The organism is Clostridium sp. BJN0013 (assembly GCF_040939125.1).
In the GTDB taxonomy this organism is placed as follows: domain Bacteria; phylum Bacillota; class Clostridia; order Clostridiales; family Clostridiaceae; genus Clostridium_B.
This window is the reverse complement of the sequence record NZ_CP162495.1, coordinates 3,752,216-3,773,187: the sequence shown is the minus strand read 5'-3', so window position 1 is coordinate 3,773,187 and position 20,972 is coordinate 3,752,216. Positions and strand designations below refer to the sequence as shown.

The 20,972-nt window shown below is 31.6% G+C and carries 17 protein-coding genes; 12 read left to right on the top strand and 5 right to left on the bottom strand.

The window, feature by feature from the left end; genetic code table 11:
- Nucleotides 1-566: 566 nt before the first annotated feature.
- Together AB3K27_RS19445 and AB3K27_RS19440 are read left to right on the top strand one after the other, a co-directional pair.
- Nucleotides 567-1,796 carry an ammonium transporter gene (locus AB3K27_RS19445; protein WP_368488977.1) on the top strand — a complete coding sequence of 410 codons (1,230 nt, stop codon included), beginning with the start codon at nucleotides 567-569 and terminating at the stop codon, nucleotides 1,794-1,796.
- 112 nt (nucleotides 1,797-1,908) lie between these two features.
- On the top strand, nucleotides 1,909-2,274 hold the full coding sequence (locus AB3K27_RS19440; protein WP_368488976.1) for a P-II family nitrogen regulator: 366 nt from the start codon (nucleotides 1,909-1,911) through the stop codon (nucleotides 2,272-2,274).
- A 59-nt stretch (nucleotides 2,275-2,333) separates the two neighbouring features.
- Here the strand turns inward: AB3K27_RS19440 and AB3K27_RS19435 are convergent, their stop codons facing one another.
- Together AB3K27_RS19435 and AB3K27_RS19430 are read right to left on the bottom strand one after the other, a co-directional pair.
- Nucleotides 2,334-4,808 carry a DsrE/DsrF/DrsH-like family protein gene (locus AB3K27_RS19435; RefSeq protein ID WP_368488975.1) on the bottom strand — a complete coding sequence of 825 codons (2,475 nt, stop codon included), beginning with the start codon at nucleotides 4,806-4,808 and terminating at the stop codon, nucleotides 2,334-2,336.
- 40 nt (nucleotides 4,809-4,848) lie between these two features.
- Nucleotides 4,849-5,127 carry an ArsR/SmtB family transcription factor gene (locus tag AB3K27_RS19430; protein WP_368488974.1) on the bottom strand — a complete coding sequence of 93 codons (279 nt, stop codon included), beginning with the start codon at nucleotides 5,125-5,127 and terminating at the stop codon, nucleotides 4,849-4,851.
- A gap of 193 nt (nucleotides 5,128-5,320) precedes the next feature.
- Between AB3K27_RS19430 and AB3K27_RS19425 the strand changes: the two genes are divergently transcribed.
- On the top strand, nucleotides 5,321-6,448 hold the full coding sequence (locus AB3K27_RS19425; protein WP_368488973.1) for a class I SAM-dependent RNA methyltransferase: 1,128 nt from the start codon (nucleotides 5,321-5,323) through the stop codon (nucleotides 6,446-6,448).
- Nucleotides 6,449-6,480: 32 nt separating this feature from the next.
- On the opposite strand, the gene AB3K27_RS19420 is transcribed toward AB3K27_RS19425, so the two are convergent.
- Complete coding sequence (locus AB3K27_RS19420) at nucleotides 6,481-7,926, bottom strand: DEAD/DEAH box helicase (protein ID WP_368488972.1); 1,446 nt, start codon at nucleotides 7,924-7,926, stop codon at nucleotides 6,481-6,483.
- A 158-nt stretch (nucleotides 7,927-8,084) separates the two neighbouring features.
- Between AB3K27_RS19420 and AB3K27_RS19415 the strand changes: the two genes are divergently transcribed.
- On the top strand, nucleotides 8,085-9,047 hold the full coding sequence (locus AB3K27_RS19415) for a hydroxyacid dehydrogenase (RefSeq protein WP_368488971.1): 963 nt from the start codon (nucleotides 8,085-8,087) through the stop codon (nucleotides 9,045-9,047).
- Nucleotides 9,048-9,117: 70 nt separating this feature from the next.
- Here the strand turns inward: AB3K27_RS19415 and AB3K27_RS19410 are convergent, their stop codons facing one another.
- Entirely contained in the window at nucleotides 9,118-9,978 is an 861-nt protein-coding gene (locus tag AB3K27_RS19410; RefSeq protein WP_368488970.1) for an AraC family transcriptional regulator, read from the bottom strand.
- A 161-nt stretch (nucleotides 9,979-10,139) separates the two neighbouring features.
- Here AB3K27_RS19410 and AB3K27_RS19405 point away from each other — a divergent pair, with 161 nt between their 5' ends.
- The 7 genes from AB3K27_RS19405 (at nucleotide 10,140) to AB3K27_RS19375 (ending at nucleotide 18,975) form a co-directional block, all read left to right on the top strand.
- Complete coding sequence (locus tag AB3K27_RS19405) at nucleotides 10,140-11,393, top strand: dicarboxylate/amino acid:cation symporter (protein ID WP_368488969.1); 1,254 nt, start codon at nucleotides 10,140-10,142, stop codon at nucleotides 11,391-11,393.
- Nucleotides 11,394-11,846: 453 nt separating this feature from the next.
- Nucleotides 11,847-13,037, top strand: a complete 1,191-nt coding sequence (locus AB3K27_RS19400) for a PLP-dependent aminotransferase family protein (protein WP_368488968.1) — start codon at nucleotides 11,847-11,849, stop codon at nucleotides 13,035-13,037.
- Nucleotides 13,038-13,390: 353 nt separating this feature from the next.
- Nucleotides 13,391-15,067, top strand: a complete 1,677-nt coding sequence (locus tag AB3K27_RS19395; RefSeq protein ID WP_368488967.1) for a formate--tetrahydrofolate ligase — start codon at nucleotides 13,391-13,393, stop codon at nucleotides 15,065-15,067.
- 20 nt (nucleotides 15,068-15,087) lie between these two features.
- Complete coding sequence (locus AB3K27_RS19390; protein WP_368488966.1) at nucleotides 15,088-15,720, top strand: cyclodeaminase/cyclohydrolase family protein; 633 nt, start codon at nucleotides 15,088-15,090, stop codon at nucleotides 15,718-15,720.
- A 69-nt stretch (nucleotides 15,721-15,789) separates the two neighbouring features.
- Complete coding sequence (locus AB3K27_RS19385) at nucleotides 15,790-16,644, top strand: bifunctional 5,10-methylenetetrahydrofolate dehydrogenase/5,10-methenyltetrahydrofolate cyclohydrolase (RefSeq protein ID WP_368488965.1); 855 nt, start codon at nucleotides 15,790-15,792, stop codon at nucleotides 16,642-16,644.
- A 279-nt stretch (nucleotides 16,645-16,923) separates the two neighbouring features.
- Nucleotides 16,924-18,183 (top strand): NAD(P)/FAD-dependent oxidoreductase, encoded by a 1,260-nt coding sequence (locus AB3K27_RS19380; protein WP_368488964.1) that lies wholly within the window; start codon nucleotides 16,924-16,926, stop codon nucleotides 18,181-18,183.
- Nucleotides 18,184-18,354: 171 nt separating this feature from the next.
- Nucleotides 18,355-18,975: a DUF1836 domain-containing protein gene (locus AB3K27_RS19375; protein WP_368488963.1), complete on the top strand. Its 621-nt coding sequence runs from the start codon at nucleotides 18,355-18,357 to the stop codon at nucleotides 18,973-18,975.
- Between the two features lie 58 nt (nucleotides 18,976-19,033).
- Here AB3K27_RS19375 and AB3K27_RS19370 read toward each other — a convergent pair whose 3' ends face one another.
- Nucleotides 19,034-19,666, bottom strand: coding sequence for a RusA family crossover junction endodeoxyribonuclease (locus tag AB3K27_RS19370; protein WP_368488962.1), 633 nt, complete (start codon nucleotides 19,664-19,666; stop codon nucleotides 19,034-19,036).
- 157 nt (nucleotides 19,667-19,823) lie between these two features.
- On the opposite strand from AB3K27_RS19370, the gene tsaD reads away from it, so the two are divergent.
- Nucleotides 19,824-20,849, top strand: coding sequence for a tRNA (adenosine(37)-N6)-threonylcarbamoyltransferase complex transferase subunit TsaD (gene tsaD / locus AB3K27_RS19365; protein WP_368488961.1), 1,026 nt, complete (start codon nucleotides 19,824-19,826; stop codon nucleotides 20,847-20,849).
- Nucleotides 20,850-20,972 lie beyond the last annotated feature (123 nt).

Sequence of the window (20,972 nt, the reverse complement as noted above, 5' to 3'; positions counted from 1 at the left end):
TATATACGTAAAAATAATAATAAAATCATAATATAAATTGCAGAAAATTGATATTTTAATATATATATATGTCAAATGGTGAATATATTATTGCATTACAAAAAATTGTATAAAAGTGTTTTTAACTATATTATTTTAAATGAAATCAATATATGGAAAAATAAAGTAATTATTTATATATGAAAATATAGAATATATTACTATGAAAATGATTTTATTAGGGTAATTTTAAATACAGTATATTTCAAATCATTATTTATCCAGTATTCACCTTATGGAATATGAACACAAAAAATTCAAAATTATAAAATTGTATTTTTATTTCATCATTTAAAGTATAATACAACAATTTTAATATACTCCCTTAAATTTCTATATATGCATTAAAATTTGCAATTATTAATATACATATATATAAAATAATAAATTAATAAAATTTCAATATTTCTATTGATAATTTGTATAAAAGTTAGTATTATATAAATAAGTTTTTTAAAGGTTGCAGAAAAAATATATTTAAAAAACTTATAATTTTTTTATTAATTTATTTTTAAGGAGGTATTTTTATGAGTGGAGTGAATGCAGCAGATACTGTATTTGTCATTATTAGTGCAGCTTTAGTAATGATAATGACTCCGGGACTAGCTTTATTTTATGGAGGAATGGTTAGAGGCAAGAATACATTAAATAGTACTCTTCATAGTTATTCAGCCCTGGTAGTAATATCCATACAGTGGATACTTATAGGATATACACTGTGTTTTGGAAACAATATTGGTGGATTCATAGGTGGTTTTAATTTTGCAGGTTTAAAAGGAGTGGGATTTGCACCAAATGCAGATTATGCAGGTACAATTCCTCAACAAGTATTTATGATGTTTCAGCTTATGTTTGCAATAATAACTCCTGCACTTATATCTGGATCTATTGCAGAGAGAATGAAATTTATGCACTGGATCGCGTTTCTTTTGCTTTGGACAACTTTTGTTTATGATCCTATTGCCCATTGGGTATGGGGAACAGGCGGCTGGCTTAAGAACCTTGGAGCTTTAGATTTTGCAGGTGGTAATGTAGTTCATATAAGTTCAGGTGTATCAGGACTTGTGGCAGCATTGATGCTGGGTAAAAGAAAGAATGTAGGCAAACCTAGTAATCTTCCTTTAACTTGTCTTGGAGCTGCACTTCTCTGGTTTGGCTGGTATGGATTTAATGCTGGAAGTGGTCTTGGCGTAAATGGTGTAGCAGTAAATGCGTTTGTTACTACAAATACCTCCGCAGCGGCTTCAGCTGTAAGTTGGGCTATTTGTGAATATATATATAGAAAGAAAGTAACTTCTCTTGGAGTTGCCAGTGGAATAGTAGCAGGTCTTGTAGCTATAACTCCAGGTGCAGGATTTGTAAGTCCTTTGGCTTCATTGATTATTGGTCTAATAGGCGGAGCCATATGTTATATTTCAATTACTTTTGTTAAATCCAAATTAGGATATGATGATGCACTAGATGCTTTTGGATGCCACGGCGTAGGAGGAATATGGGGAGGAATCGCTACGGGAATATTTGCATGGACAGCGATAAATTCAGCTGGATCAAATGGATTGATACATGGAAATCCAAAGTTGGTTGGAATTCAGCTTATAGCTATTTTAGCTACAGTTATATACGCAGCAGTAGTTACATTTATTATAATTAAAGTAATTAATGCAGTAAGCAGTATGAGAGCAACTGAAAAAGACGAACAGACAGGTCTTGATGTTACAGAACACGGTGAAGAGGCTTATGGAGGAATAGGAGTTTAAAGATAGACCCTATCTGTATATTTATTGATGAATAGAATAATATAAATTTGTATAGGATATTTTTACGTCATTTCAGGATATTGAAATATGTGTTTAATAAGGAGGTAAAATAATGAGTGATAAGCTTACTAAAGTAGATATTATTACTTCTAAAGACAGATTTGAGGAATTAAAAAAAGCACTAGATGATATCGGCATCACAGGTATGACTGTTACCAATGTTTCAGGCTGCGGTATGCAGAAAGGTCATAAGGAATACTATCGAGGTTTGGCTATGGATATTAATCTTATACCTAAAGTAAAAGTAGAGGTAGTTGTTTGCGAAGTACCAGTGGATCTTGTGGTTGAAACTGCCAAAAAAGTACTTCATACTGGAGAAATAGGTGATGGAAAGATATTTGTATATAACGTGGAAAATGTTATACGTATAAGTACCGGTGATGAAGGCAGAGCGGCTCTGCAGTATAAAAAATCTTAGATCTTAAAAAAATTCAAGTATTGAATTTTAAATTCAATACTTGAATTTTTTACACAATTTTAAATAAACAAGTTTACATTTGAGTCTTCTGCTTCACCCAGATAGTAGCCTACTCCGCCTAGTTTAACTCCCTCAATGAGTTCTTCCTTTTTAAGTCCCATGACATCCATGGACATTTGACAGGCTACTATTTCAATACCACCGTCTATGGCAGATTTTATTAAATCTTCCAGGGAACTTATATTTTTATTCTTCATAACTTTTCTCATCATTTTTGTACCCATTCCTAACATATTCATATTGGACAATTTCAATTTTTTGCTTCCACGGGGCATCATTTTTCCAAACATAGAATCCATGAATTGTTTTTTTACAGGTACTTTTTCAGGTTTTCTTAATATATTTAGTCCCCAGAAGGTAAAAAACATTGTAACTTTTTTACCCATTGAAGCAGCTCCATTGGCAATTATAAAAGAGGCTAGTGCCTTATCTAAATCACCGCTGAATACCACAATAGTTTTATTATCATTATATGATATTTTACGGATTTTAGCATTTTTCGAATTTAGTTCATTGTTTTTTTTTATAAAAGCCGTTACATTGCAATTATTTTTGCTCAAACTAATAAGGTCATTATCAGTTCTCCTGCACCATGCCTTAATATCTTCATAAAAGCCTGGATCAGAAGCAGTTACTTTAAGAATTTCTCCCTGTTCTAAATCATCAATAGAGGATTTTGTCTGCATAAGAGGTCCCGGGCAGGAAAGACCGCAGGCATTTACACTTTTGTTATAAGAAGGTTCCTCTGAATCAAATTTTAAACCTATAGTCTGATTATTGAAATTTGATTTTTTTTCTGGTGAAACTTTGGTATCATCAAATTTTTTAGGTTTGAAATTTAATAATTCATAACTTTTATATCCCCCTGTTAGAATTTTAACTTTGTATCCATGTTGAGAAAGTATTCTAGCTGCAGTATAACTTCTTAAACCCACCTTACAATAGGCTATGATTTCTTTATTTTTATCTAGTTCTTCCAGTCTGTTTCTTAGTTCATCTAAAGGAATATTTAAGGCACCTTCAATGTGCTGGTTGTCAAATTCTATTTTTGCATGTACATCTAAAATAAGGATATTTTCTTTGTTATAATTTAAAAATTCTTCTGGAGTTATAATTTCTACTTTCCCGGATAAAACATTTTCTGCCACAAAGCCTGCCATATTCACAGGATCTTTTGCGGATGAAAATGGAGGAGAATAACTTAGTTCAAGTTTGGTCAAATCCTTTACTGTACCCCCAAGGCGAATGGCTGTGGCAATAATGTCAATTCTTTTATCCACACCATCATAACCTGTACTTTGTGCACCTAAAATTTTACCTTCCTGATTAAAGATGAGTTTTAAAGATAACGGAAGTGCATCAGGGTAATAGGATGCGTGGGATGTTGGGTGAACATATATAACTTTATATGGAATGTTAAATTTTTTTAAAGTTCTTTCATTATTTCCTGTACTTGCCCCAGCTAAACTGAATACTTTAATTATTGCAGTACCTTGGGTTCCATCGTAGGTAGAATCTACTCCACATATATTGTCTGCTGCTATTCTTCCCTGCTTATTGGCAGGACCTGCCAGTGCAATTGCAGTATTATTACCATTTATGAAATCTACTACTTCTATGGCATCTCCCACAGCATAAATATTTTTAATATTTGTCTGCATTTTATTGTTGACCAATATATGTCCTTTAATTCCCAGGTTTATTCCACTGTCTTTTATAAAATTTGTATTAGGTGCCACACCTATGGCGAGTATAACTAAATCCGTAGTAACCTTTGTATTGCTGCCAAGGGTTATTTCCACATTTCCTTCATTGTCTTTAAAAGATTTAACTCCATCATTTAAAATTATATTTACGCCATTGTCCTCCAACTCTTTTTCAAGAGCAGTCACCATATCTGAATCAAAAGGTGCTAAAATATGAGGTGCAGCTTCAATTAAAGTTACGTCAAGACCTCTTTCTTTTAAATTTTCTGCCATTTCAATGCCAATAAAACCGCCGCCTATAATGGCTGCATTTTGAATATTTTCCCTATCTACAAGGGATTTTATGTTATCTGTATCTGGTATATTTCTCAAGGTTAAAATCCTTTTACTGTTTATCCCTTCAATATTTGGTCTGATGGCTTTTCCACCAGGGGATAATACCAGGTAATCATAACTTTCTTCATAGGTTCTAAGGTCTTTGCTTTTTACCTTTACTGTGTTTTTGTTGACATCTATACCGATGACTTCACTATTGATTCTGGCATCTATATTAAACTTACCTTTCATACCTTCCGGTGTTTCAACCAGCAGTCTTTCTCTATCTTTAATAGTATTTCCTATGTAGTAGGGAAGACCGCAATTTGCAAAGGATATATATTCATCCATTTCAAACATAATTATTTCTGCATTTTCATCTAGTCTTCTAAGTCTTGTGGCTGTGGAAGCTCCGCCTGCTACTCCACCTACAATCAATATTTTTTTTCTCATGAAAATTCCTCCCTCCATAATCTTGGCGATTAATTATAAGTTATTTAAACAAAGCATTAATTAAGTCAATAACTAGTTCATTGCAGACTTTATAATTAATTTCTACCCCATTTCTCATACCTTTTATAATTCCAGCAGCTTTTAATTTCTGAAGATGCTGGGATAGTGTAGATTGAGGTATATTCAGGCACTGCTGCATATGACTTACGTTGCAGCTTCCTGTTTCAAGTAATCCCTTAATTATACATAATCTAATGGGATGAGCCATCACTTTAAGGATTTCTGATACTTCCGTATATTTCATATAATTACTGTCCATAACGTACCTCTTTTCCATGGAATTTATTCATCGTTATATTTATATATTACAATATAATGATGTAATAGTCAATAACTTAATTTAAAAATAATTTGTTGGATGTTTTAAAAAATGTTAATATATTTATACTATATTTTATAATTTAATTATATTATAAGTATCAAGTAAAACTGAATGATTTAAGGAGAAAAATATGGAATATACATTGATTGCCACCTCCACTTTTGGATTGGAAGCTGTGGTGGCTGGAGAACTTAAAGAACTTGGATATGATAATTTGAGACTTGAAAATGGAAAGGTTACTTTTCGTGGAGATGAAATGGATATAGTTACTTGTAATTTATGGCTTAGGACGGCAGATAGAGTACTTATAAAAATGGCAGAATTTAAGGCAGAAAGTTTCGAAGAACTTTTTCAAGGCACACTTTCTGTAGAGTGGGGAAATATCATGCCTGAAGATGCATTTATGCATGTAACAGGTAAATCTATAAAATCTAAATTACATAGTGTGCCAGATTGTCAATCCATAGTTAAAAAAGCTGTTGTTGAAGCTATGAAAAGAAAATATCACAGAGAAAGATTTCATGAAACTGGAGTGGAATATAAAATAGAAGTGGGTATACTTAAAGATAGAGTAACTTTGACTTTAGATACTTCAGGGGAAGCACTTCATAAAAGAGGATATAGAGAAAATTCTGGGGGAGCACCTATAAAGGAAACACTGGCTGCGGCTCTGGTGCTTTTAAGCAAATGGAAGCCTTCACAAATACTTGCAGATCCCATGTGCGGTTCAGGTACCATTGCCATTGAGGCTGCATTAATAGCAAAAAATATGGCTCCAGGATTAAATAGAAGTTTTGTTTCGGAAAAATGGGGTATAATTCCTCATAGTTTATGGCAAGATTTGAGAAAACACGCCCAGAATTCTATTAACAGTAATAATTTTAGAATTCTTGCTTCAGATATAGATGGAAGGGTGGTTAAAACTGCCAGAGCCAATGCAAAAAAAGCAGGAGTGGAAGATTATATTGCTTTTCAAAAAATGCCCCTACAAAAGTTTAGTTCTAGTAAGAAGTATGGGTTTATAATAAGCAATCCTCCCTATGGAGAGAGACTTGGAGAAAAAAAAGAAGTGGAAAATTTATATAAAGATATGGGAGAGGTATTTTCAAGACTTGGAAATTGGTCTTACTTTATAATAACAGCTCACACTGAATTTGAAAAATACTTTGGAAGGAAATCTCATAAGAATAGAAAACTTTATAATGGAAGGTTAAAATGCTATTATTACCAGTATTTTGGAGAAAGAGATAAAAGGTAAAAATCAGGTATACCAAATACACCTGATTTTTTCTACTTTTGAGCCTTTTCAGCTCGTATTGTTTTACCCTTTATGGTTTTATGTTGAAGTCCTTCAAGAACTATATCGGCCTTGCCAAAAAGTATATCCACGTAGGAGAAATTATCTTTTATGTCTATTATTCCAATGTCTTCGGGATTTACCCCGGGAATATTTGAAATAGTACCTACTACATCTCCAGGTCGTATTTTTTTCTTTTTACCTGCACTTATATATATTTTTGTAATATCTCTGTTTAATTTTGTTGCTTTGTCTTCTTTCCGTTTAGGTGTAGATTTAAGTTTTTCATAAAATAGCTTTTTTCCTGTTTCAACTTCTTCTAAAGAGGGAATCCTGCCTTCTTTAATAGTAATATGAAAATATTCTTCTAATTTTTTAAAATAGGGATATTCTTTAGGGGTAACAAAAGTTATGGCAGTTCCATCACTTGTAAAACGTCCTGTCCGTCCTATTCTATGAATATAGTTTTCTCTTTCTACAGGTATATCATAATTTATTATATGGGTTATATTTTCCACATCAATTCCTCTGGCAGCTATATCTGTACATATAAGAAAAGTAAATTCCCCTCTTTTAAAGCTCTGGATTTTATCAATTCTTTCATTTTGAAGCATTCCTCCATGAAGAGCCTCACAGGAATACTTTTTAGCTTTCATCTGTAGAACTAAATCATCTACATTCTTCTTAGTTCTGCAGAATATCATGGAACTTTCAGGTCTTTCAGTGTATATTATTTTATTTAACAGAGAAAATTTACAAGGAGCTTCTGTCTTGTAATAAACTTGTGTTATTCTGTCTTTTACTGAGCTTTCACACTGAACCTCTATGTTGAGTGGATTTTCCATATACACATTGCATAATTTTAGTATTTCATCAGGGATAGTTGCAGAAAAGAGAAGAGTAGTTCTATTCTTAGGAAGACTGCCTATAACGGATTCCACCTGTTCCATAAATCCTCTACTTAGCATTTCATCTGCTTCATCTATAACTAAATATTTTATTTTTTCAAGGACTAAAGTATTTCTTTCTATATGATCCAAAATTCTTCCTGGGGTTCCAGTTACCACATGAACTCTCTGTTTTAGTTTTTTTATTTGAAGGCTTATAGGTTCCTTGCCGAATACAGCAGTACAGTTTATCTTTTTTAACCTTCCAATGTATGAAAAATCTTCTTTAATCTGAAGGGCAAGTTCTCTTGTAGGAGTAAGCACCAATGCCTGTGGATTTTTCTCTTCTATTTCTATTTTTTCACAGATTGGTATTGCAAAAGCTGCGGTTTTTCCACTGCCTGTTTGCGATTTCACTATAATGTCTTTATTTTTTAAAATTAGGGGTATAACTTTTTCTTGAACTTCAGAGGGAGAATTATATCCAAGTTTTTGTAATGATTCTAATATAGTATTACTTAATTGAAAATCTTTAAAATTTAATTTATCCATAGTTTTACCTCATATGTTTTTAATAACACTATAATACTATTATGTACTGATAAAGTATAGTAAAAGTTATTTTTACATTAATGTAGTTTGTGAAAGGTAGAATTGTAAATTGATTTAAGATAGAATAGAAAACAAAGATTGTGCAGGGAGGTTTTAATATGAGTTACAAAATTTTAATTACAGAAAGTATAGAAGAAGAAGGGGTAGAATATCTAAAAAAGTTCGGGTATGAAATAAAAAGCCCTAAGGGTACCTCCGAGGATGTTCTTATAGAGGAAGTTAAAGATTGTGATGCCATACTTGTTAGAATGGCAAATATCACGGAAAAGGTAATAAGGGCAGGCAAAAAGTTAAAGGTTATCTCAAGGTTTGGTGTAGGTGTAAATAATGTAGACATTAAAACAGCATCGGAGCTTTCCATACAAATTACCAATGCTCCAGAGTCAAATAGAAATACAGTAGCGGAGTATACCATGGGCCTTATTATAGCATTAGCCAAAAAGTTTTTTCTCTATGATAGAGAGTTAAGAAAGGGAAATTTCAATATAAGAGATATTCTAGGCATTGATCTTGAAGGAAAGGTACTTGGAATTGTGGGACTTGGAAGTATAGGAAAACTTCTGGCCTTAAAAGCTTCAAAAGGTTTTGGGATGAAAGTTATAGGCTTTAAACGTCATATTGATGAAGAGTCGAAATCACTGGATTATGTTGAACTTACAGATAGCCTGGATTATGTGCTTGAAAATTCCGATTTTGTAAGTTTAACTGTTCCACTTACTAAAGCTACTACAAGAATTATAGGAAAAAGAGAATTGTCTCTTATGAAAAAGGATGCATTTCTTATAAATACAGCTCGTGGAGAAGTGGTAGATAATGATGCCCTTTGTAATGCTCTTTTAAATAAACAAATTGCAGGGGCGGCAACTGATGTATTTGATGGAGAGATACCTTCAAAGGATAATCCCATTTTTAAGATGGAAAATGTAATTGTAACCCCTCATAGTGCGGCCCATACCATAGAAGCCATGAAAAGAATGTCTGTTCATGCAGCTATTGGCATATATGAGGTCTTAAGTGGGAATAAGCCTTCCTGGCCTGTAAATATCAAAAATAATCTATAATAAGCAAATGGAATGTACTTGGATTTTTATAAATTAAATTCGGATATATTCCCCCAAATTTACAGGAAAGCTACTGCTTATAAGTCTTATAATATTTATTTGGAGAAACTCCAAACATTTTTTTAAAAGCTCTTATAAAATTAGAATAATCACCAAATCCCGATTGCACACAGGCATCTGTTATGCTTTTACCATTTTTTATTAATAAATTTGACATGATCAGTCTTTTTTGAAGTATGTATGCATGTATTGTATAACCTGTTTGTTTTTTAAACTTGTGCATCAGATAATATTTACTTACATAAAACTCAGAGGAAAGAAAATCTATAGATAGGTTTTGATCTAAATGTCCATTTATGTAATTTAAAATATCATTTATGCCTTCGTCATATTTAATGTCATATAATTCTTTAATATTTTTTTGTTTTAAAAATAATCTGTTAATGTACACTATAAATTGTAAAAGTAAAGAAATTCTCAGTGTTTCATAACCAAGATCTTTGTTTTTAAAAGTATCTTTAATATCAAAAAGTATTTTTTTTATTATGTCAATCCAGTTATCTTCTAGCCTCAAAAGATTGAATCCTTGTTTTGAAGCTAATTCAAAACAGCTTAGTAGATTACAATTGTTATTATATCTTATTAAAAAATCTAAATTTATCCACATAATTATGCGTTCATAAGTTTTATCAGGATCTATAATTGCCTTGTGTATGTCATTGTTATTTATTAAAAGTATATCCCAGGGCTTTAATTTATAGGATTTACCTTCTATCAAATAAGTTACATTTCCACCTATAAATATTACTATTTTATCAAAATTATGATAGTGGAATTCAAAGGAAATATCCTTTTGGTCTTTTAAATAAAATATTTGAAAATCAGTTTTTAAATAACCTCTTTTTATCTTTAAACCTTTATTTTCTTCCATAGATAATTTACCTCAATAAATATTTATTATAGAAGTTATAGCATAAATATAGTTATATAGTAGGGCATTTTTTCCCATATTTCAAGCACTTTTAGCAATAAAAATAGTAAAAAATTAGAATATAATAATTATTAGATAATATAATTAGGAGGAAATTTACAATGAACAAGTTTCTTGGGGGATATAAATTTTCCATAGTACTGTTGGGCTCAATAATCATAGGTGCAATTTTAGGTATTTTTTTAGGACATAAGGCATCCGTATTAAAACCTTTCGGTGATTTATTTCTAAATCTAATGTTTATGATAATAATACCACTGGTATTTTTTAGTGTTACTTCAGCCATAGCTAATATGAAAGGCATGAAAAGATTCGGTAAAATTATTGGAAGTACATTTATAGTGTTTCTATGTACAGCGCTGGCAGCTTCTATAATAGGGATAATAGGTGTTTTTATAGTAGAGCCTGCAAAAGGTATAGACTATATGGCATTAAAACAAATTGTATCTGGAAGTAATGATTCACTGCAGCAAGTTAAGCACGTAGGAGTTTTCCAGCAGATTGTAAATACTATTACAGTCTCAGATTTTACATCTTTGTTTTCTAAAAGTAATATGCTTCAATTAATCGTGTTTTCAGTGCTCTTTGGCATTTCAACAGCAGCACTTGGAGAAAAAGCAGAAACTGTTACCAAATTTTTTACTGCAGCTTCCCGTGTAATGATGGAGATGGTAAGAATAATAATGTATTATGCGCCTATAGGACTTGGATGTTATTTTGCTTCAGTAATAGGGGAGCTTGGACCTCAAATATTGCAGGGTTATTTAAAAGTTTTTATCCTTTATATAATTATATCTGTTATTTATTATTTTGGTTTCTTTACTTTATATGCCTTTTTAGCAGGGGGGGAAAATGCAATTAAAATATTCTGGAAAAATGCTGCAATCCCTACTATAACAGCTCTTGCCACCTGTTCCAGTGCTGCCACTATTCCTGTTAACCTGGAATTCACAAAAAAGATGGGCGTTCCAAGGGATGTGGCAGAAACAGTGATCCCACTTGGGGCAAATATTCATAAGGATGGTTCTGTAATTGGGGGAGTTATGAAAATTGCTTTTCTATTTGGATTGCTTAATAAGAATATGACTAGTATGTCATCAGTATTTTCTATAATTTTTATATCTTTTTTAGTAGGGGCTGTAATGGCTGCTATTCCTAGTGGAGGCATGATTGGTGAAATGCTCATACTTAGTATATATGGTTTTTCTCAAGGATTACTTCCTATAATTATGGTTATAAGTGTCATTATAGATGCACCGGCTACTGTTTTAAATTCAACGGGAAACACAGTATGTAGTATGATGATATCACGGCTTGTAGAGGGGAAAGAGTGGATTTGTAATAGAGTGGGCTGAAATAATATATTTAACTTTATTTTCTACGTTGACAAGCTGAGGATAAAGTGATATTCTATTTAAATAAAAACTATTATGGATAGGTAATAAATTACTAATGATGTGGAAGTTACAAATATGTTAGTAACAGTTAAATATAGTAAATCGTTGATAAGGAGATAAAACTATATATGCTACTTAAAGAGAGTTGGCGGTGGTGGAAAGCTGACAGAACGCAGTATAGAAAAGTAGCCTTTGAGAGTGTGGGTCAAAAGGATTTCATAGAGTTCTGAGTAATTCACAACATTGGGATTATGTTATAAATCCGGAATGTGTTTGCATTCTTTAATGAGTGGATGTTTTACATCAATTAGGGTGGTACCGCAGGAAGATGAATTTAAATCCTGTCCTTTGTATTTATACAAAGGACAGGATTTTTTATTTTTATATATTATTAAAAAAGGAGAGATAAACATGAATTTTAAATATGCCCATAGAATGAAGGGTTTAAATGCTTCTGAAATCAGAGAGCTGTTAAAGATTACTCAACAACCGGAAGTTATATCATTTGCAGGAGGACTTCCAGCACCGGAACTTTTCCCAATTGATGAGATAAAAGAGGCAAACAGACTTGTACTTGAAGAGGATGGAAAAGGTGCACTTCAATATTCAACCACGGAGGGATATGATCCCTTGAGAAAATGGGCTGCAGATAGAATGAATAGAATGCTAGGTACTTCCTTTGATTATGAAAATATATTAATTACACATGGTTCACAACAAGCCCTTGATCTTTCAGGAAAAGTCTTTTTAGATGAAGGAGATATTGTACTATGTGAAAGCCCTACATATCTTGCAGCAATTAGTGCTTTTAAAGCATATGGTTGTGAGTTTATTGAAGTACCTACAGATGAAGATGGTATGGTCATAAGTGAGCTTGAAAAGATACTTAAAACTACTGAAAGAGTTAAACTAATATACGTTATTCCTAATTTTCAAAATCCTACAGGAAGAACCTGGAGTATTAAAAAACGTAAGGAATTATCAGAACTTGCTGCAAAGTATAATATAATTGTTATTGAAGATAATCCCTATGGTGAACTTTGCTATGAAGGTGAGCAATTACCCTCTGCAAAATCATTTGACAAAAGTGGAAATGTTTTATGTCTGGGCACTTTTTCAAAAATATTTTGTCCAGGATATAGAATTGGATGGATTGCAGGAGAAAAAGAGATTATAAAAAAGTATGTATTGGTAAAACAGTCTACTGATCTTCAGTGCAATACAATTGCTCAAAGAGATATTGCAAAGTATCTTGAATTATATGATATTGATAAACATATAGCGGAAATTCTTAAGGTTTATAAAAAAAGGCGTGATTTAGCTATAAAAACAATGGAAGCAGAATTCCCAAAAGAAGTTACGTTTACAAGACCTCATGGTGGATTATTTATGTGGGTTCAACTGCCAGAAAATATAAATGCAAGGGATGTGCTTGAAAAATGTCTTGAAAGGAATGTTGCGTTTGTTCCAGGTGGTTCTTTCTTCCCCAATGGCGGAAAAGAAAATAATTTTAGAATTAACTACTCAAATATGCCAGAGGATAAAATTGTTAAGGGAATAAAATGTATTGGTGAAGTATTGGGGGAATTTATCAATCGGTAACCTCTTGGAAGATCTTGAGTTGTAAAAGTACCGATATATCTTAATTTTAATTTCTTGTGTAAGTTCTGTTTATTACCAAAAACACCTGAGTTCGAAAAATTATAAGAAAGAAATTGCAGCTATAAAAAATTTTATCAGAATGTTTTATTATATGGGTATAAGCAAAAAATAAAACAAGAGAATGGAACTTTATATTAAAGTATATTTCTTTGCAAGCCCTTTGTTAATATGTTAATATATAAAATATATTTTGGATAAAAAATGTCTTTTATATATTTTACTTATGATATCGTTAAGATTTTAACATTTTAAAGTGAATTAAATGATAAAAATAGAGACGGGGGGTACTTTGAATGAATTTTAAATCAGATATACAAATAGCACAGGAATGCAGCATGGAAAACATAAAGGATATTGCAAAAAAATTGAATATTTCTGAAGATGACATTGAATTATATGGGAAATATAAGGCTAAGATTGATTACAATCTTTTAAAAACTACTAAAAGTAAAAATGGAAAGCTTATATTGTGTACAGCTATAAATCCAACACCTGCCGGAGAGGGAAAAACTACTACTTCAATTGGAGTGGCGGATGCCCTGGCGAGACTTCATAAATCTGTAGTTGTTGCACTAAGAGAACCTTCCATGGGACCTGTATTTGGAATAAAAGGAGGAGCTGCTGGAGGGGGATATGCTCAAGTAGTACCTATGGAAGATATAAATTTACATTTTACAGGCGATATACATGCCATGACTGCTGTTAATAATTTATTGGCGGCTCTTATAGACAATCATATATATCAGGGGAATAAACTGAACATAGATCCTAGAAGGGTTGTTTGGAAAAGATGTGTAGATATGAATGACAGACAACTTAGATTTGTAATTGATGGATTAGGTGGAAAGGTGAATGGAATACCCAGAGAAGATGGCTTTGATATAACTGTTGCTTCAGAAATAATGGCTATATTTTGTTTATCAACGGACATAAATGATTTAAAAGAAAGAATTTCTAGAATAGTTGTGGGATATACTACAGAGGGGAATCTTGTAACTGCCCATGACTTAAAGGCTGAAGGAGCTATGGCAGCACTTCTTAAGGATGCTTTGAAACCAAATTTAGTTCAGACACTTGAAGGAACGCCGGCATTTGTACATGGTGGACCTTTTGCCAATATAGCCCACGGATGTAATTCCATAATGGCTACTAAAATGGCAATGCATTTTGGAGATTATGTAGTTACAGAGGCAGGATTTGGTGCTGATCTTGGTGCAGAAAAATTCCTGGATATTAAATGTAGAATGGCAGGATTGAAACCAGATGCAGTAATAATAGTTGCTACGGTAAGGGCACTTAAATATAATGGAGGAACGCCGAAGGCAGAATTAAATAATGAAAATTTAGAAACTCTTGAAAAAGGTATTCCAAATCTGTTAAAGCATGTAGAAAATATAACTAAAGTATTTAAGTTACCTGCAGTGGTAGCAGTGAATGTGTTTCCTACAGATACAGAAGCTGAACTTAAATTGGTAGAAGAGAAGTGTAGAGAATTTGGAGTAAGTGTAAAATTATCAGAAGTTTGGGCAAAAGGCGGCGAAGGTGGAATAGAAGTTGCAAAAGAGGTACTGAGACTTATAGATGAGGGTAAAGATGATTTTCAATTTGCCTATGACGAAAAATTGCCAATTAGGGATAAGATAAGAACTATAGCTCAAAGAATATATGGTGCTGATGACGTTACCTTTACAAATCAGGCGGAAAAGGAAATAGATGAGCTTGAAAAGTTAGGTTTTGGGGAAACACCGGTTTGTATAGCTAAAACTCAATATTCCCTGACAGATGATCAAAATAAGCTTGGAAGACCAACAGGATTTAAAATCACAGTAAGGCAGGTTACAATTTCCGCGGGAGCAGGTTTTGTAGTGGCAATAACTGGTTCCATAATGAAAATGCCAGGGCTTCCGAAAGTTCCTGCCGCTGAAAAAATAGATGTAGATGAAAATGGAGTAATAAGTGGATTGTTTTAAATAATTCAGGAGGAAATATTATGAAATTAGCAGATGAAAGTTGTATAGATTTTGTAAAAGTCTTGGGATCTAAAAATGCAATTCCAGGTGGAGGCAGTGCATCTGCTCTTATAGGGGCTGTAGGAGTGGCACTTGGCAGTATGGTTTGTAATCTTACAGTAGGGAAGAAAAAATATGCAGAATATGAGGGAAAATTAGAATTTATATTACAAAAGACTTATAAGCTGCAGAGAGAACTTTTAAATATGGTAGATGAAGATGCAAAATGTTTTCTCCCTCTTTCCAAAGCTTACGGAATGCCAAAAGATACAGAAGAAGAAAAAATAATGAAAGAGAAGACTTTGGAAAAATATTCAAAAGATGCCTGTGAAGTTCCTGTAAATATTATTAAACAGGCTTATAGTGCAATTAAACTTCATGAAGCTTTAGTGGACAATTGTTCAAAACTTGTAATAAGTGATGTAGGGGTAGGAGTTCAGTGTTTAAAAGCTTCAATTATCGGGGCACAACTTAATGTAATAATCAATATAAATTGTATAAAAGATGTAGAATATGTTAGTAAAGTAAAATCAGAAATAGAACCTTTAATTAAGGAAGGCATTGAAATTGCAGATAAAGTATATGGCGAAGTAATAGATCTACTTTCTATATAGTAGTACATTTATACATAATTATTGTAATTTACTTTGCATTAAATTTTAAATATAAAGGAGAACATAAGTATGGGTCTGATAATTAAAGGTAAACCCGTGGCAGATGCTATAAGTGAAACTTTGATTGAAAAAGTGGATAATTTAAAGATACAAGGTATTATTCCTGAACTGGTTATAGTAAGAGTTGGAGCAAAGGCAAGTGACCTTGCTTATGAAAAGGGAATATTAAAGAGATGTGATGAAGTTGGAATAGAAACATGTGTTAAAGAATTTCCTGAAAATATATCACAAAAAGAATTTATCAGGGAATTAAGAAATTTCAATGAAAATAGAAATGTAGATGCAATAATGATATTTAGGCCGTTACCCAAGCAATTAGATGAAAATATTATAAAATATGTAATCACACCTGAAAAAGATATAGATTGTTTTAATCCCATAAATTTGGCTAAAGTAATGACAGGGGATAATACGGGCTTTGCACCTTGTACACCCTGTGCAGTTATGGCAATATTAAAGTATTATAATATTCCTATAGAGGGTAAGCTTTCTGTAGTAATTGGAAGAAGCATGATAGTTGGAAAGCCTATGTCAATGTTACTTTTAAATGAAAATTCCACGGTTACAACATGTCATTCAAAAACTGTTAATTTGGATAAAATTTGTTCCCAAGCTGATATATTGGTGGTAGGTATAGGAAAGGCTAAATTTATAAATTCGAGGTATATTAAAGAAGAGGCTGTGGTTATAGATGTAGGGATAAATTTAGATGAATATGGGAAACTGTGTGGAGATGTAGATATAAAAAGCTGTGAATCAAAAAATGTTATTGTAACGCCAGTTCCAGGAGGAGTGGGGGCAGTTACTTCTTCTATATTGACACAACATATTGTAAGAGCATGTAAATACCACAATAACTTATAAGGATTAATTAAATACTACATGATAAAGAGAGTCATATTTTAAGATATAATAATCTTAAATAGACTCCTTTTTCTATAATATTATTCTTTTAATGAAGAATATGGTAAAGTAATATATAGATATGAAGTAGTTGTATTTAATGATAATTAAATTTAAAAATCATTCTAATAAATCATCTGGTCAAATAATTCTAAGAATCACTTATTTCACTTTGAAGAAGCTGAGAATATTAGTAATGGCGGCTTTGGGATAAATTTAGGGTGATTGGAGGTTTTACATATGGAAAAATATGATTTGGTGATAATAGGGGGAGGACCAGCAGGATTGGCAGCAGCTATAACTGCAAAAGAAGAAGGTATAGATGATATATTGATACTTGAAAGGGAAAATCAGATGGGAGGAATATTAAATCAATGTATACATAGCGGCTTTGGACTTCGTGCCTTTAAGAAAGAACTTACAGGTCCGGAATATGCGGGGGAATTTATAGATAAAATAAAAGATATGAAAGTTTCATATAAATTAAATACCACTGTATTTAATTTAACCAGGAATAAAATCATAACTGCTGTAAATGAAGAAGAGGGTATAATTCAGATAAAGGCTAAATCTATAATTTTATCCACAGGGTGTAGGGAAAGGCCCTGGGGTATTATGAATATACTTGGTAGTAAATGTGCAGGCATACTTACAGCAGGTTCTGCCCAGAGATTTATAAATATAGAAGGCTATATGCCGGGGAAAGAAGTTGTAATATTGGGTTCTGGAAATGTAGCCCTTATAGTTGCAAGGAGAATTATGTTAGAAGGTGGAAAAGTTAAGGCAGTTGTGGAACGCTTGCCTTATTGCAGTGGGATCAAAAAAAACATAATACAGTGTCTTTATGATTTTAAAATTCCTTTAAAGTTAAATCATACCATAGTAGATATAAAAGGAAAGGACAGAGTAGAAGGGGTAACTATTGCTGCAATAGATAGAAATAAAAAAGTTATTACAAAAAGTGAAGAATATATACCTTGTGATACATTAATCCTATCTGTAGGATTATTTCCAGAAAATGAGCTTTTAAGAAGTGCTGGAGTAAAAATATCAAATATAACTGGCGGCCCTCTGATAAATGAGAGTTTAGCTACAAGTATAGAAGGGATATTTGCCTGTGGCAATGTACTTCATATTCATGATTTAGTTGACAATGTTACCTTGGAAAGTATAAATGCTGGAAAAAATGCGGCAGCATATATACAAGGTAAAAAATTTAATGGCAGTAAAATAAAAATTTTGTCTCTTTATGGTGTTAAATATACGGTCCCCCAGTATATAAATATAGAAAATGTAGAGAAGATAGTAAATATTATGTTCAGGGTTACAGATGTATTTAAAGATAGATTTATATCCGTATATTTTGATGGTGTTAGGGAAATGCACGTTAAAAAGAAAATACTTACCCCGTCAGAAATGGAAGAAGTTAAATTTACTAAAGAGTTATTAGAAAAATATCCTGGATGTAAACAAATAACTATAAATGTACAAAGAAATTGATATACTTTTATCCGAACGCTACCAGTAGCTAATACTCCCATCTTCTTCAAAGTGGGAAATAAGCACTGCTGCGCGCCTGGATAAGTTCTTCTAAGGTTCAAGTGGAGAAAACATTTCTCATAAGCAAACTCCACCTGAACTATATAATCACTTGATATTAGGAGGATATTTATGGACAAAAATGCATTGGAAAAATTAATACAGGAGTTTGGAGATTTTACACAGTTAAAGCTTGAAAATATACCAGACATAGATTTATACATGGATCAGGTTACTACTCTTATTGAAGAAAAATTAGGATATTTAAAAAGAAAAGAAGGAGAAAGTACTCTTACTAAGACTATGATAAATAATTATACTAAATCAGGAATACTTATGCCTCCTAAAAAGAAAAAGTATTCTAAACAACATATTATATTGATAGTTTTGACATACTATTTAAAGCAAATTCTATCTATAGGTGATATACAAAAACTATTTTCTCCTATAGTAACATCTATAATGAAAGGAAAAGATTGCAGGGAAGAATTAAATGGTATCTATAAAAGTTTTCTGAAAGTAGAGGAAAGTGAAATAAAAAATTTTATAAAGGATTTTGAACATAAGATTGGAACTGAAAATATTCTGAAAATTGAAGGAAATAATGAAAAATTAAGTATGGAGAATAAGACCCAATTAAAAGAAGAGCAGGATATAATTGATCTCATATTAATTGTAATTATGTTAATTGTAAAAGCTAATATGGAAAAGAGAATGGCTGAAAAGATAATTGATAATTTTTTTACAGAATAAAAATATACATAAATTTATTTTAAGAGATTATAAATAAATTTATGTATATTTTATTTGATCATTTAAATAATTTATTAAAGCAATTTTTACAAAGTATGGTTTTACCTCTGTTTCCAGATATTATATTATCCTTAGATACCTTTTTTCCACAGATTTCACAGTGACATTTTATGTATTCTTCACTATAGTTTAATATTTTTTCTGCTTTTTTAAGTTTATTTTTTTTATTAGGTGGAGGTGAATAATTTATAGGTTCTTTTATTACAGGATTTTCTGAAATTTTATATTCTACATTATATAAACTTTCTCCAAATAGTTCTAATTCAAATCTAGGATTATTCTTATCATAAAATTCTTCTATAATTATTTTTCGTATTTGAGCATCATTTACTATTAATCCACTTTTTTCAATTCCATCAAATATACTTTTGGTTATATTATTTGTATCAGGATGTCTTTTTTTACTTTTATAGTATACCTTCAATAAGGCTATCAAGGATTCAGATATAATTAGTCCGGGATTTTGATTTCGACATTCATAAGCTATCTGTTCTTCGTATAAGGCATATCTATCATGATATTTGCCTGAATTGTAAGGTAATATAGCTCTACCCTGCATGTTGAATAATTTAAAATTTGATTTTGATATAGGGGAACCATTAATAATTATTTTTGCATAGGGTTTATTCATTTTTCTATCTCCAGTATTATAGATTATTATTGCTTGTGTTATTTAAATATATCATAATTTTAGCTTCTATAGGGTATTTTAATGTATTAACTTGTATTTTTAAGAAACTAATAATAAAATAAGTACAGTTAAATAACATTAAGAAAGGTATAAAATCATGGATAAAGATTTAAAAATACTTGCCATTGAAAGCAGCTGCGATGAAACTTCTGCAGCTGTAGTAGTTAATGGGAGAAGTGTATTGTCTAATATAATATCTTCCCAGATAGATATTCATAAAAAATTTGGAGGAGTAGTACCGGAGGTAGCCTCCAGAAAACATATAGAGGTTATAAGTGTAGTAGTAGAACAGGCTTTAGAAGAAGCTAAAGTAACATTTAAAGATATAGATGCTATAGGAGTTACTTATGGTCCTGGACTTGTAGGGGCACTTCTTGTAGGACTTCAATATGCAAAAGCATTGGCCTATGCTTTAAATAAACCTTTAATAGGGGTAAATCATATAGAGGGCCATATAAGTGCAAATTTTATACAATATAAAAATTTAAAACCTCCTTTTGTATGTCTGGTAGTATCTGGAGGCCATACCTATTTGGTGTATATGAAAGATTATGGGAAATTTGAGGTGCTAGGTCAAACCAGAGATGATGCTGCAGGAGAGGCATACGATAAAATTGCAAGAGCTATTGGCCTTGGATATCCAGGAGGACCTAAGGTTGATAAAATAGCGAGAGAAGGAAACCCAGATGCCATTAAATTTCCAAGAGCGAATTTTCATGATAATAAATCTCTGGATTTCTCCTTTAGTGGCTTAAAATCTTCAGTACTTAATTATTTAAATCAAAAAAGTATGAAAAAAGAAGATGTAAATAAGGCAGATATAGCTGCTTCTTTTCAAAAAGCTGTAGTTAGTTTTTTGGTAGATAATTCATTGAGGGCATGCAAATTAAAAAATGTCAATAAAATAGCCATAGCAGGTGGTGTAGCTTCCAATACTTGTCTTAGAGATACATTTAAAAGCCAGGGAAGTAAAAATAAAATAGATGTTTTATTCCCTGAACCCATGCTTTGTACGGATAATGCAGCTATGATAGGTAGTGCTGCTTATTTTGAATACATGAGGGGAAATACAAGTTCTTTAAATTTAAATGCAATTCCAAATTTAAAGATAGGAGAAAGATAATAATTCCTTATTATTAAACTCCACCTGAATCTAAGAATAACTTGATCAAAACAATTCAAAAAAATGTGACATATATGACACTAAATTAAAGTTCATATATGTTATTATTATTATTATATTTAC